The organism is Microbacterium sp. EST19A (assembly GCF_019969685.1).
In the GTDB taxonomy this organism is placed as follows: Bacteria; Actinomycetota; Actinomycetes; order Actinomycetales; family Microbacteriaceae; genus Microbacterium.
This window is the reverse complement of record NZ_JAHXYZ010000001.1, coordinates 217,996-231,049: the sequence shown is the minus strand read 5'-3', so window position 1 is coordinate 231,049 and position 13,054 is coordinate 217,996. Positions and strand designations below refer to the sequence as shown.

The window sequence follows — 13,054 nt, the reverse complement described above, 5'->3', positions numbered from 1 at the left end:
GCGCTCAGCGTAGCGAGGGAGGCGTCGATCCGGGGGTCTTCCGCCGCGGGACGTACTGCTTCCACGCCGAACGGAACCCGACGCCGCCGAAAGTCATGAACCCGGCGGCGAACACAGTACCGGCCGCGATCCCGAGACCGACGGCCCATCCGAACGTCCCTCCGCCGGCGGCGATCGCCGATCCGACGAGGAGTCCGGTCACGCAGGCGTTCACCACGATCAGCAGCATCACCGAGCTGCCGAGCAGGATGCTGACGCTGCGGCGCCGCAGGAACGAGTAGGTCAGCTTCATGCCGTCCTGATCGTCGTAGGTCGAAGCGAGGAAGATCTCCTCGACGTGCGGGTCGAGGTCGACGTACGCGCCGCGGAGTCGGTTCATCGCGACGACATACATCATGTCCTCCTCCGAGACGTTCATGACCCGCACCTGCGTCATGAAGCCGATGAGGGTCAGGAACGCCAGGATCGCGATGGATGCACCGCCGAACCATCCGGCGAACCCGGATGCCTGTCCGAGGAGGCCGATCGTCACGAGTCCCGCCGACACCAGCGTGAGGAAGATCGTGATGCGCGTCAGCACCTCGCTCTGGGCGGTGCTGCGCGCCGCGAGCAGCCCCCAGTGCTCGGTCGCCAGGATCTGGGCGCGCCGACCCAGCGCCGCATCCGACTCCCTCGTCGGTGCGGCGCGCTCCTGCTCGGATGCCGGGATCCTCACGTCTTCCGGAGGCGAGTCCTCCGGCGATGAGCGCTCGCCCATACCGACATCATGCACCGGGGCCGGTCTGCGCGACAGGCGCTCAGCCGTTCACGGCCTTCTCGATCGCCTGCTCCAGGTCGTCCCACTCCTGCAGCACGAGGGGTTCGCCGTCGATGAAGAACGACGGCGTGCTGCTCACGCCGAGCGCCTCGCCGTCGCTCTTGTCGGATTCCACGCGCTCCCGCGTCGCCGGGTCGGCGATCGCGGCGTCGTAGGCCGCCATGTCGAGTCCGAGTTCTTCGGCGTACGCGCGGAACGCGGCAGGGGTCTCCTCCGTGCCGTGCGACCACTGGGCCTGGGTCTCGAACAGCAGGTGGTACATGTCCTCGAAACGGTCCTGCTGCGCCGCAGCCTCCGCAGCGAGGGCGGCCTGGGTCGAGTTCGGATGCCCGGGCAGGGGGAAGTAGCGGACGACATAGGTGATGTCGCCCAAGTACGTCTCGCGCAGCTCCTCGACGACCGGGTAGAACGCACCGCACGCCTCGCATTCGAAATCGAGGAACTCGACGACGGTGACGGCATCCGCTCCGCCCTCGTCGAGGACGTGCGAGTCGGAGCGGACGACCTGCGGCCCTCCGTCTGCCGAGGGATCGGGCGCGGCGGCTCGCTGGGTGATGGTGTAGACGATGCCGACGATCAGCAGGACGACGGCGACGGCGATGGCGATCAGGGTCGCCTTGACAGAGGTTTTCATGGGGTCTCCAGACACACGGGTACGACGGGGAAGGATGCCGCGCGCGGCGGCCCGATGCACGCGTCGAGGTTCAGGTGCGGGAGATCGAGAGCTGAGTGAGGGTGAGAGCCGGGAGCGACCGGGCAGGGCCGGCGCGCGGCGGTGACGTCAGGCGGCCCGTGTGGCCGCGGAGCGCGCGGGCGGTTCCGCCGCGCAGCCGCAGGAAGAGCAGTGCCAGCGCGACGCCGCAGAGCACCGCGATGACGCAGAGCGCGGCGTCGGATGACAGGACGTCGACGGCCGACACCGTGTCGTGGTGCGCATCGCCGATCGAGGCATCAGCCGTATGGGCGACGCCCGGCGCGAGGCAGAGCGAGGCGTGCACGTCGGCCGAGCCGTGCGAGGTGGACCAGGCGCCGACGACAAGGAGGAGCGCGAGGCCGACGGCGATGGCGACCCGGAGGATCAGCACCTGCTCGGCTCGCGCTCGCGGCATCCGATCCGGCGATGAGGGCAGCATTTCCCGCGCAGTCTAGCAACGGCGCCTCTGCCCTCTCCGGAGCTACGGCCCCGCGGACGTGCCTACACTGTAAGGGTGGCGAGACTACTGATCGTCGGCGGTTTCCTGGCCGCCGTGTTCTGGGTGTTCAGCATCGTCGACTGCGCAGTGCAGCCGGCGACGCGGCACCGTGGCGTGCCCAAGGCCGCCTGGATCGCGATCGTGGTGCTCATCCCGGTGATCGGCGGCATCCTCTGGTTCACGATCGGCCGCCGTCGCGCGAACGACGAGAGCCTCCGTCGCGTGCTCGCCCCCGACGACGACCCTGCCTTCCTGCAGAGCATCAGCAAGACGGAGCAGGACGCGCGCATCAAGCGCCTCGAGGAGGAGCTCGCACGCCTCGACGAGGAGACCGACGAGCCTCCCGCCGCGGAACCGCGCCCGTGACCTCATCGCCGGCGACGGATGCTGCGGCATCGCTGGTCGCCGATCTCATCGCGCACGGGGTGCGCGACGTCGTGCTCTCGCCGGGCTCCCGCTCGCAGGCGCTCGCGCTCGCCGCAGTGCGCTTCGCGGATGAGGGCGTGCTGCGGGTGCACGTGCGCATCGACGAGCGCGTCGCCGGCTTCACCGCTCTCGGCATCGGACGGGAGACGGGCGTCCCCGCCGCGGTGATCTGCACCTCGGGCACGGCCGTCGGCAACCTGCTCCCGGCCGCCATGGAGGCGTTCCACTCGGGCGTGCCGCTGCTGCTCCTCACTGCCGATCGCCCGCCTGAGCTGCGCGGTGTCGGCGCGAACCAGGCGACGCGACAAGAGGGCTTCTTCGACCGCTGGGTGCGCGATCAGATCGACGCGCCGGTTCCCGGAGACGGTGACTGGAGCGGGCTGGCCGCGCGCGCCGTCGCCGCTTCTCTCGGAACGTCGGATGCCGCGCACGGTCTTCCGGGAGTCGCCGGGCCCGTCCATCTCAATCTGCCGTCCCGCGAGCCCCTCTCGGGCGGGCTGCCCCCCATCGCCGTCGAGCCGGGCGAGGCCCCGCGTCCGACGCCGGCCGAGGCGCACCTGCTCGAGCGCGGACCGCGCACCGTCGTCGTCGCCGGAGCGGATGCCGGACCGGATGCGGAGGAGATCGCGCACGCCGGGGGCTGGCCGCTCATCGCCGAGATCGTCAGCGGCGCCCGTTTCGGGCGTCAGATCGTGCACGGCTACCGCGCGCTGCTGCGGCGCGACGGCCTCGGCGGCCGCATCGAGCGCGTCGTGGTGCTCGGGCATCCGACGTTGAGCCGCGAGGTCGCGGGGCTCCTCTCACGCGACGGCATCGAGGTCATCGCGGTCCGTCACGGCGGCGAGGAGCTGAACCTCAACGGGCGCACCCGCCCCGTCGCCGCAGTCGCGGTCGAGACCGGGGACACCGATCGCGAGTGGCTGGGCGCGTGGCTCGCCACCTCCGCCGCCGAGGCGGTCGACCTGAGCGAGCACGCGCCCGACCCTGAGGCCCTCGCCTCCACCGACTTCGCCGCCCGCCGAGAGGCCGTCAAGGCCGAGCTCGATGCCGTGCGCCGTCCCCTCGACCGTGAACTCCTCGTCGACGCCGTGTGGCGGGCGACCTGGCCGCACGACCGCCTGATGTTCGGCTCCTCCCGGCTGGTGCGGGTCGCCGACGAGGTGCTCGGCGGCAAGAAGGTGCCGGTGCACGCCAACCGCGGGCTCGCCGGGATCGACGGCACGATCGCCACCGCGACGGGCATCGCGCTCGCCAGCCAGGCCGGTGGCGCTCCCGGGATCACCCGCGTGCTGCTCGGCGATCTCGCCTTCCTGCACGATGTCGGAGCGCTGCTGCTCCCGCCCGGCGAGGTCGAGCCGCGGGTGCAGGTCATCGTCGGCAACGACGGAGGCGGCACGATCTTCGATGCGCTGGAGGTGGCGGCATCCGCCCGCCCGGCCGATCTCGACCGGGCCTTCTACACGCCGCACACCGTGCGGCTCGAGCACCTCGCCCTCGCCTACGGATGGGAGTACCAGCGCGTCACCACCCGCACGGCGCTCGATCAGGCGCTCACCTCGCCGCGCGGCGGCCGTCAGATCATCGAGGTCCCGCTGGCGCGATGACTGGCAGGATGTGCGTATGAACGCGCACAGCTGGACGCAGACGCTGCGAGTCACCGACGGTTTCCGCCTCGCCGATGTCGACCCCGACGCCAAGCCCGGCTACGACAGAGGCAAGGCGCACGGCGCGAAGGATCTCGCCGCCGGACTCGTGAGGCTCAACGACCTGCAGGAGCGGCTCTTCGCCGAGAGCCGGGTCGGCGTCGCGAAGGACGCCGTGCTGCTCGTGCTGCAGGCCATGGACTCCGCAGGCAAGGGCGGCATCGTGCGCCATGTGGTCGGCGGCGTCGACCCGCAGGGCGTCTCGCTCGCCGCGTTCAAGGCGCCGACGGCGGAGGAGCGCGAGCACGACTTCCTCTGGCGCATCGAGAAGCGCCTGCCCGAGCCGGGGTTCATCGGGGTCTTCGACCGCTCCCACTACGAGGACGTGCTGATCGGTCGGGTGCGCGAGCTCGCCGACGCTCCCGAGATCGAGCGCCGCTACGACGCCATCAACGAGTTCGAGGCGAGGGTCGCGGCATCCGGCACGCGCATCGTCAAGGTCATGCTGCACATCTCTCCCGACGAGCAGAAGGCGCGGCTGATGGAGCGCCTCGAGCGGCCGGACAAGTACTGGAAGTACAACCCCGGCGACGTCGACGAGCGGCTGGTCTGGCCGCAGTACATGGAGGCCTACCAGACCGTGTTCGACCGCACCTCGACCGAGGCCGCTCCCTGGTACGTCGTGCCGGCGAACGCGAAGTGGTTCGCGCGACTCGCCGTGCAGGAGCTGCTGCTCGCCGCACTCGAGGACATCGATCCGCAGTGGCCCGGCGCCGACTTCGACGTCGAGGCCGAGAAGAAGCGCCTCGCCGCGAGCTGATCCTCAGGCGAGCGCGTCGACGAGCGGGCGGAACTTCACCCTGGTCTCCAGCAGCTCGGACTCCGGGTCCGATCCCGCGACGATCCCCGCACCGGCGTAAGCCGTGACGCGGATGTCGTCGGCGCGGGTGGTGAACTGCGCGCACCGCAGTGCGATGGCCCATTCGCCGTTGCCCGCGGCATCCACCCAGCCGACCGGTCCGGCGTAGCGGCCGCGATCGAACGGCTCCAGGTCGCGGATGGCCTCGATGGCCGCAGCCGTCGGCGTGCCGGCCACGGCGGCCGTCGGGTGCAGCACGCGCACGAGATCGAGTGCCGACTCGCCGTTGCCCAGCTCGCCCTCCACATCGGTGGCGAGGTGGAACAGGTTCGGCAGCTTGAGCAGGAACGGCTGCTCGCTCGCCGCGAGGGCGCGCGTGTGCGGCCGCAGCGACGCGAGCACGCTCTGCACCGCGTACTGGTGCTCGTCGAGGTCCTTGGTGCTGGAAGCGAGATGAGCGGATGCCGCGGTGTCGGCATCCGCGTCGGCGCCGCGTCCGATCGTTCCCGCGAGAACGCGCGCCGTGACGGTGCCGTTCTGGACCGTCACGAGCGTCTCGGGGCTTGCGCCGATCAACCCGTCCACCGCGAACGCCCAGGTGTCGGGGTAGCCGGTGGAGACGGCGCGCACGAGACGGCGCAGATCGGAGCCGGCGGGGATGCTGCCGGTGAGGTCTCTCGCGAGCACCACCTTGCTCAGTGCGCCGTCGGCGATGCGGCCGAGCGCGGCGCGGACGGAGTCCTGGTAGCCCTGCGGGCTCTGCGCGCCGGGCCCGACCGTGCCCGCCCAATGCGGACCGTACGGCTGGGTGACGAGTTCGCCGCGCTCCTCCGGGAAGGCCGCGATGCGGATGCGGGTGCGCCAGAAGCGGTCGCCGTGCCGCCCGAGCACCTGCGACGGGACGATCAGCACGCTGTCGGCGGCGGACTCCTCGTCGAACGCGAAGGCGCCGAAGGCGACGAGACCGGTGCCGGGGAGTCCGACGGCGTCGTCGACCTCGGCCTGAGCGGCCATGCCCTTCCAGAAGGTGCTGAGCGCGGCGCTGCGTGATTCCTCGCCGTCAGCGGGCGGACGCACCTCCACCAGGGGCTCGCCGACCGAGACGATGCCGTCGCCACGACGGAGCCACGCGAGGGGGCGAGCGGGATCCGCGTAGGCCAGGAGATCCTCGACGGGGTCGATCTCACGGGTCTCCACGACCAGGTGGGTGGTGTGCACGTCTCCAGCCTAAGCCGCGGCGCTCACCCGCGATCGCGCCGTCGTAGGGTGGGCGCATGAGCGATGCACGACCCGCCCCCGGCGCCGAGATGATCTTCCAGTGGCGCAAGTGGGACGGATCGCCGCACTGGCGTCACGACTGCGTGTACCTCGGCTCCGACGAGTGGGGCGATTGGATCGGGCAGCCGGTCGGATGGGAGAGCGCCCGCCCCGGCGCGCGGTTCGTCGCCGCCGGACCCAACGTCACCCTCGTACCCCGGCAGACCGACTTCGCCCTCACGGTCAACCGCGACCACCCGCACGGCATGCGCGTCTACATCGACCTGGGGTGGGACGTCCGGTGGTCGGACGACCCTCTCCTGGCGACGGGCATCGACATGGACCTCGACGTCGTGCGCGTCGAGGGGGAGCGCGGCACCTGGGTCGACGATCGCGACGAGTGGGCCGAGCACAGCGTGCAGTACGGGTACCCGGCCGAGATCGTGACCCGCCTCGAAGCCCTCGCCCTCGACCTCGAGGAGCGCGTCCGCGCGCAGGTGGCCCCGTTCGACGATGCCACGCCGGACGCCTGGCTCGACCGGCTCGAAGCGCTGGGCCTCGCGCCTAGACTGAACGCGTGACCCCGAACGATGTGAACCGCGCCGATCTCGGCAAGGACCCCGCCCGCGTCAGCGGCATGTTCGACCAGGTCGCCGCAGGGTACGACCGCACGAACACGGCGATGACCTTCGGCAACGACGCGCTGTGGCGCGCCGCCACCACGCGGGCGGTCGCGCCGAAGCCGGGGGAGCGCATCCTCGATCTCGGAGCGGGGACCGCCTCGTCGTCGGCATCCCTCGCGCGCAGCGGCGCCCAGGTGGTCGCCGCCGACTTCTCGCCGGGCATGCTGGCCGAGGGGCAGCGCCGGCACGGCGCGATGCGCAACCTCTCCTTCGTCCAGGCCGACGCCACCGACCTTCCCTTCGCGGATGCCGAATTCGACGCGGTCACGATGTCGTACGCCCTCCGCAACGTGAGCGACCCGAAGAAGGCGCTCCGTGAACTGCTGCGGGTGACCAGGCCCGGCGGACGACTCGTGATCAACGAGTTCTCCACCCCGCCGGGCAAGCTGTTCCGGGGCGCCTACCGGTTCTACAACGACCAGGTGCTGCCGCGTGTGGCCCGCGTCGCCGGCACGAACGGCGAGGCCTACGACTACCTCAACGAGTCGATCCGCGAGTGGCCGAACCAGAAGAAGCTCTCGGCCTGGATCCGCGAGGCCGGATGGACCGACGTCGCGTATCGCAACCTCTCCTTCGGCATCGTGGCCCTGCACAGAGCGCGCAAGCCCGAGTGAGAACGTCCGGCGCAAACCGCCGCACCCGACGAAGGTAGGCTGGGACCGTGACTTCGAGCCCCATCGCGCCGGGTTCGCGACTGGCGAGCCGTCTCGGCTTCAGTGATCGCGTCTTCATCGGCCCCGCCGCACGACGCATCGCGCGCGCCATCGAAGACGGCCTCGAGCGCGTCGAGACCGGGCTCGCCGAAGACGTGCGCGTCGCCGATCCGCTCGCCGACGCCGCCAGCCGCTACCTCTACGAAGCCGGCGGCAAGCGCATCCGTCCGGTGCTGACCCTCCTCGCGGCCCAGCTCGGCGACGGGAACACCGACGAGGTCATCGACGTCGCCAAGGCGCTCGAGATCACTCACCTCGGCTCGCTCTACCACGACGACGTCATGGACGGCGCCGACCGACGACGGGGCGTCCCCGCCGCGCACGCGGTCTGGGGCAACAGCATCGCGATCCTCACCGGCGACATCCTCTTCTCGCGTGCCAGCCAGCTGATGTCGCGGCTCGGCGAACGCGCGATCCGGCTCCAGGCCGACACGTTCGAGCGTCTCGTCCTCGGTCAGATGCACGAGACCCTCGGCGCGCAGCCCGACGACGACGCGATCCAGTTCTACATCCAGGTGCTCGCCGACAAGACCGGTTCGCTGATCGCCGCCGCCACGCAGGGCGGAGTGATCTTCTCCAACGCTCCGGCCGAGTACGAGGAGCCGATGCGGGTCTACGGCGAGAAGATCGGCGTCGCCTTCCAGCTCCTCGACGACGTGATCGACCTGTCGGCGAAGCCCGAGGACACCGGGAAGGTGCCGGGAACCGACCTCCGCGCCGGCGTGCCGACCATGCCGTACCTGCTGCTCAAGGCCGAGCCGGACGCGGCATCGATCGACCTCGCCGCCCGCATCGACGACGGCGTGGCCCGCATCGCCGACGGAGCCGATCCGGCGATCCTCGACGGACCGCTGGACGAGTTGCGCGACCACGCCGTGACGCAGAAGACCCGCGAACTCGCCCACGCCTGGACGCAGGACGCGATCGATGCGCTCGCGCCTCTTCCGCGGGGCACGGTGCGCGAGGCGCTGACCCGATTCGCAGAGACCCTCGTCGAGCGCTCCAGCTGAATCCGGCCGTGCGACCGGGCGGTCGCACGAACGGGCGCGACGGCATACGAAAGGACCTCCCATGACCAAGCTCAGACTGGCCATCGTCGGAGCAGGCCCCGCGGGCATCTACGCCGCGGACATCCTGCTGAAGGCCGAGCGCAAGTTCGACGTCTCCATCGACCTGTTCGAACAGCTCCCCGCCCCCTACGGCCTGGTCCGTTACGGCGTCGCCCCCGACCACCCCCGCATCAAGGGAATCATCACGGCGCTCCGAGACGTGCTGGACCGCGGTGACATCCGCCTGTTCGGGAACGTCCGCTTCGGCGAGGACATCACCCTCGACGACCTCAAGCGCCACTATCACGCCGTGATCTTCGCGACCGGAGCGATCCGTGACACGTCGATGGAGATCCCCGGCGTCGACGCGGTCGCGTCCTACGGCGCCGCCGACTACGTGAGCTGGTTCGACGGCCACCCCGACGTCCCGCGCGAGTGGCCGCTGGATGCGGAATCGGTCGCGGTCATCGGCAACGGCAACGTCGCGCTCGACGTGGCGCGCATGCTGGCCAAGCACGCGGAGGACCTGCTCGTCACCGAGGTGCCCGCGAACGTCTACGAGGGCCTGCAGGCGAGCGAGATCACCGACGTGCACGTGTTCGGGCGCCGCGGCCCCGCGCAGGTGAAGTTCACCCCGCTCGAGCTGCGCGAGCTCGGCGAGCTGCGCGACGTCGACATGGTCGTCTACGACGAGGACTTCGACTACGACGAGGCCTCGAAGGAGGCCGTCGCCAGCAACAAGCAGGTCATGGTGATCGACCGCGTGCTGCAGTCGTGGCGCAAGCGCGATTCCGTGAACAACGCGGGCGGCACCGCGTCGCGTCGCCTGCACCTGCACTTCTGGGCGCGACCCGTCGAGGTCCGCAAGGATGAGAACGGCCGCGTGGCCGCTCTCGTCTACGAGCGCACCCAGCCCGACGGCGAGGGCGGCGCGGTCGGTACGGGCGAGCTGCGCGAGGTGCCGATCCAGGCCCTGTACCGCGCGATCGGCTACTTCGGATCGCCGCTTCCGGGTGTGCCCTTCGACAAGAAGCACGGTGTGATCCCGAACCGCGAGGGTCAGGTGCTCGCGAAGGACTCCAACCAGCGCGTCCCCGGCATCTACGCCACCGGCTGGATCAAGCGCGGTCCGGTGGGCCTGATCGGGCACACCAAGTCGGACGCGATGGAGACCGTCCGCCACATCATCAACGACCAGGGGTCGTGGTGGCAGCCGGAGGACCCGTCGGAGGAGTCGATCCCCGCACTCCTGCAGGAGCGTGGCGTGCAGTGGACCGACCTCGAGGGCTGGCACCGCCTCGACGAGCACGAGATCGGACTCGGCGCGCCGCACGAGCGCGCCCGCGTCAAGGTCGTCCCGCGCGACGAGATGGTGCGGGTCTCGCGCGGCGAGTAGCTCCGTCACCGGATCGTTGCCAGACGCTCCCGGTGTGTCGCCGATCCGCCTCCTAGGCTGAGAGCATGCGACGGCGATCTCTTCTCATCCTGGGCGCTGTGGCGCTGCTGCTGGTCTCCGGGTGTGCACCGACCCCGGAGCCGGAGCCGACGGCATCCGCTTCCCCGAGTCCCACGCCGACTCCCACCGTGGAGCCGGCCGTCGAGCCGACGCCCGCCTTCGACGTGACCTGCGACGACGTCGCGGCGGAGATGACGACGCTGGTCGGCGCCCCGAGCGGTGCCGTCGCCGAGACGCTCAGCCTGGTCTCCGCGCCGAACTGGTACCCCGGTCCGGCGATCCACGCGTTCCAGCGCCCCGGAGGCATCGCCTGCTCGACGGGAGACGATGACCGCAGCTGGGAGATCACGATCCTTCCCGGCGCGCAGGCGGTGACCGAGGGGGCGGCATCCCGGGGCGGGTACTTCGGCGAAGAGGCCCGCTGTGAAGACAGCGGAATGTGCTTCTTCCAGTTGATCGAGGGCGAAGTACTGGTCTCCGGTCTCGTGGTCGATCCCGAACTGGCCCCCGGAGACGCGCCGCGCATCGAGGAGGGGCTGCGTCGGCTCGGTGCCTCCGCGGTCTCGACTCTGCGGGCCGTCGAGCTCGCGCCGAGCGAGATCGTCGGTGTGGAATGCACCCGCTTCCTCACCGCGGAAGAGACCGCCGAATTCGTCGGCGGCGAGGCGTTCCTGATCGACGCCTTCGGCGGCTGGGGCATTCCGTCCGAGGTGTATCAGGTCGTCAACGGATCGCGCATCTGCTACTACGCCTCCGGCGAGACCGAGTACGAGTCGCAGGGATATCTGACGATCACGACCCTCCCCGGCGGGGCCTGGGCGTTCGAGCGGATCGAAGACGGCACGGCGGTCGACATCGAAGGAGCGGATGCCGCGCTCACGGGAGTCGACGAGTTCGAGCGCCCGGTGCTCGACCTGCGCATCGGCACGGACTGGATCCGCCTCACCACGTACGAGGGCTCCGGCATCTCCGACCTAGTGCCGCTCGCGGACCAGATCGTGCAGAACTTCACCGTCGGGCGTCCTGCACCGCAGTGACCTGCTCGGCTAGCCTGGCTGGCGAGGGGGGAGGCGCACATGGCCGACTGGATCGCAGATGTTCTCGGCGACGAGTTCGAGCAGCTCACCCTCGACCTCGGTGCCGACGATCAAGGGCCGGTCGTGGCCACACTGGTGCGGGCCCTGCCCGCCGACGAGCGATGGTGGGATCGGGTCCGCGGACGCCGTCCGCTCCTCGACGGTGTCGACGTGCTGTACATCCACGGCTGGTCGGACTACTTCTTCCAGAAGCGACTCGCACGCTTCTGGACGTCCCGGGGGGCGCGCTTCTTCGCTCTGGACCTCCGGAAGTACGGCCGGAGCCTCCGCGAGGGGCAGACCCCCGGGTACGTCGCCGATCTCGCGACGTATGACGAGGACATCGCCGCCGCGCTCTCGGCGATGGGGCACGCCGTCGACGGATCCGACGCCCGAAGGCTCGTGCTCCTCGGTCACTCCACGGGCGGCCTGACGCTGAGCCTGTGGGCCTCGCGTCATCCGGGAGCGGCGGACGCCGTGATCCTGAACAGTCCCTGGCTCGAGTTCCAGATCGCGCCGGTGCGGGCGGCACTCGCGCCGGTCGTCGAGCTGCAGGCGAGGATCCGTCCGCTCGAGGTGGCTCCCCAGATCGATCTCGGCTTCTACACGCGGGCGCAGCAGGAGGTCGCCGATCCGGACGACCCGATGGACGTGAACCCGCTGTGGCGCCCGGCGCAGACGATGGCCGTCTACGCGGGCTGGCTGCACGCGATCCTGTCCGGTCACCGGACCGTCGCCTCCGGGCTGTCGATCAGCGCCCCGGTGTGCGTGCTGCTCTCCGCGCGTTCGGTGCCCCCGACGCGGTGGTCGGCCGATCTCACCGCCGCAGACTCCGTCCTGGTGGTCGACGACATCGCGCGCGCGGCGCTCCGGCTCGGGCCGTCGGTCACGGTGGAGCGGATCGACGGTGCCCTGCACGACGTCTTCCTCTCACGGCATGACGCGAGGGAAGACGCCTATCGCCGCCTGGACCGCTGGGTGACCGGCTGGTGCGCGATCGCGGCGGGACCGGTCACACGTAGTGCATCTCCCGGGTGAGGCGCTCCGCCTCGTCGCCGTCGCCGCGGAGGATGGCGTCGTGGAAGTCGACGTAGACCTGCAGCATCCGCTCCCGGTCGTCGATGGGTACCGTCCACTGCCGGAGGTTGCGCAGGAGCGCCACGGTGGTCTCCTCGATGACCACGCAGTGCTGCGCGTTGTCGCTGTGCTCGCCGAGGTAGGCGAACACCGCCCAGCGGGTGTTCATCGTCTGCACACTGTCGGGGAGGGAACCGTACATCGCCTCCACGAGTTCGGCGACGTGTTCGCGCTGCACGGCGCTGAGCCGCGGCACGGCCAGCCGGGCGGCGATGCCGGCCTGGTAGCCGGCGAAGGCCAGTGACTGCGCGACGGTGTCGGTGGTCACCTCGGTGACCTCGGTGTACCGGCTCGGGTACATCATCACCATGCCGAGCCGTTCGAGGCGCTGCAGTGCCTCGCGTACCGGTGTGCGTGAGACGTGAAGCCGTTCGGCCACGTCGAGGTCGCGGATGCGCTGCCCCGGGGCCAGCGTCCCGTCGACGATCTGCCAGCCGATGTGTTGGAAGACCTCTTCGGCCAGCAGCTGCTTGCCTTCGCCGATGCTCTTCGATGCCACGTCGTCCATGGACCCCCGCCCCAGTTGCTTTCCTTCTCCCGACCACCCGTGAGCCGCCCGGGAGGGGCGACCTCATCACAGTTCGCGCAGGATGCCAACACACTACGCGCAAAAGTCCTAACGCCGCGTACATGTTGCACAGTGGCATCAGGCCTCGCGAGAGTTTCGTCTCAGTGCGCTCTGTGGCCGGCGGGCGCAGAGCCCCCGCCGGCACAGACGACGCGAGCGCGTGGGACCACCGTGAAC

14 protein-coding genes are annotated in these 13,054 nt (G+C 70.5%); 9 read left to right on the top strand and 5 right to left on the bottom strand.

The window, feature by feature from the left end; translation table 11 throughout:
• Positions 1 to 4: 4 nt before the first annotated feature.
• From LC452_RS01270 to LC452_RS01260, 3 genes are all read right to left on the bottom strand, one after another.
• Positions 5 to 757, bottom strand: a complete 753-nt coding sequence (locus tag LC452_RS01270; protein ID WP_223622208.1) for a hypothetical protein — start codon at positions 755 to 757, stop codon at positions 5 to 7.
• Between the two features lie 40 nt (positions 758 to 797).
• A complete protein-coding gene (locus LC452_RS01265) occupies positions 798 to 1,451 on the bottom strand; it encodes a thioredoxin domain-containing protein (RefSeq protein ID WP_223622207.1) in 654 nt (217 codons plus the stop codon).
• Between the two features lie 70 nt (positions 1,452 to 1,521).
• A complete protein-coding gene (locus tag LC452_RS01260) occupies positions 1,522 to 1,950 on the bottom strand; it encodes a hypothetical protein (protein ID WP_223622206.1) in 429 nt (142 codons plus the stop codon).
• Between the two features lie 75 nt (positions 1,951 to 2,025).
• Here LC452_RS01260 and LC452_RS01255 point away from each other — a divergent pair, with 75 nt between their 5' ends.
• From LC452_RS01255 to LC452_RS01245, 3 genes are read left to right on the top strand one after another with little or no spacing between them, the layout of a single operon-like run.
• Positions 2,026 to 2,376 carry a PLD nuclease N-terminal domain-containing protein gene (locus tag LC452_RS01255; protein ID WP_223622205.1) on the top strand — a complete coding sequence of 117 codons (351 nt, stop codon included), beginning with the start codon at positions 2,026 to 2,028 and terminating at the stop codon, positions 2,374 to 2,376.
• Complete coding sequence (menD, locus tag LC452_RS01250) at positions 2,373 to 4,040, top strand: 2-succinyl-5-enolpyruvyl-6-hydroxy-3-cyclohexene-1-carboxylic-acid synthase (protein ID WP_223622204.1); 1,668 nt, start codon at positions 2,373 to 2,375, stop codon at positions 4,038 to 4,040. Before LC452_RS01255 ends, menD begins: the two co-directional genes overlap by 4 nt.
• Before the next feature lie 16 nt (positions 4,041 to 4,056).
• Complete coding sequence (locus LC452_RS01245) at positions 4,057 to 4,899, top strand: polyphosphate kinase 2 family protein (RefSeq protein WP_223622203.1); 843 nt, start codon at positions 4,057 to 4,059, stop codon at positions 4,897 to 4,899.
• A 3-nt stretch (positions 4,900 to 4,902) separates the two neighbouring features.
• Here the strand turns inward: LC452_RS01245 and LC452_RS01240 are convergent, their stop codons facing one another.
• Complete coding sequence (locus tag LC452_RS01240) at positions 4,903 to 6,156, bottom strand: isochorismate synthase MenF (RefSeq protein WP_223622202.1); 1,254 nt, start codon at positions 6,154 to 6,156, stop codon at positions 4,903 to 4,905.
• 56 nt (positions 6,157 to 6,212) lie between these two features.
• Between LC452_RS01240 and LC452_RS01235 the strand changes: the two genes are divergently transcribed.
• The 6 genes from LC452_RS01235 to LC452_RS01210 all read left to right on the top strand — a co-directional run bounded on the left by LC452_RS01235 (position 6,213) and on the right by LC452_RS01210 (position 12,210).
• Positions 6,213 to 6,776: a hypothetical protein gene (locus LC452_RS01235; RefSeq protein ID WP_223622201.1), complete on the top strand. Its 564-nt coding sequence runs from the start codon at positions 6,213 to 6,215 to the stop codon at positions 6,774 to 6,776.
• Entirely contained in the window at positions 6,773 to 7,492 is a 720-nt protein-coding gene (locus tag LC452_RS01230; RefSeq protein WP_308116460.1) for a class I SAM-dependent methyltransferase, read from the top strand. Before LC452_RS01235 ends, LC452_RS01230 begins: the two co-directional genes overlap by 4 nt.
• 47 nt (positions 7,493 to 7,539) lie before the next feature.
• On the top strand, positions 7,540 to 8,601 hold the full coding sequence (locus LC452_RS01225) for a polyprenyl synthetase family protein (protein ID WP_223622200.1): 1,062 nt from the start codon (positions 7,540 to 7,542) through the stop codon (positions 8,599 to 8,601).
• Positions 8,602 to 8,662: 61 nt separating this feature from the next.
• Positions 8,663 to 10,036 carry an FAD-dependent oxidoreductase gene (locus LC452_RS01220; protein WP_223622199.1) on the top strand — a complete coding sequence of 458 codons (1,374 nt, stop codon included), beginning with the start codon at positions 8,663 to 8,665 and terminating at the stop codon, positions 10,034 to 10,036.
• 65 nt (positions 10,037 to 10,101) lie between these two features.
• Positions 10,102 to 11,133, top strand: coding sequence for a hypothetical protein (locus LC452_RS01215; protein WP_223622198.1), 1,032 nt, complete (start codon positions 10,102 to 10,104; stop codon positions 11,131 to 11,133).
• 39 nt (positions 11,134 to 11,172) lie between these two features.
• Positions 11,173 to 12,210: an alpha/beta hydrolase gene (locus LC452_RS01210; protein WP_223622197.1), complete on the top strand. Its 1,038-nt coding sequence runs from the start codon at positions 11,173 to 11,175 to the stop codon at positions 12,208 to 12,210.
• On the opposite strand, the gene LC452_RS01205 is transcribed toward LC452_RS01210, so the two are convergent.
• Positions 12,185 to 12,817 carry a GntR family transcriptional regulator gene (locus tag LC452_RS01205; protein WP_223622196.1) on the bottom strand — a complete coding sequence of 211 codons (633 nt, stop codon included), beginning with the start codon at positions 12,815 to 12,817 and terminating at the stop codon, positions 12,185 to 12,187. The two genes, LC452_RS01210 and LC452_RS01205, sit on opposite strands and share 26 nt — an antisense overlap.
• Positions 12,818 to 13,054: the final 237 nt, after the last annotated feature.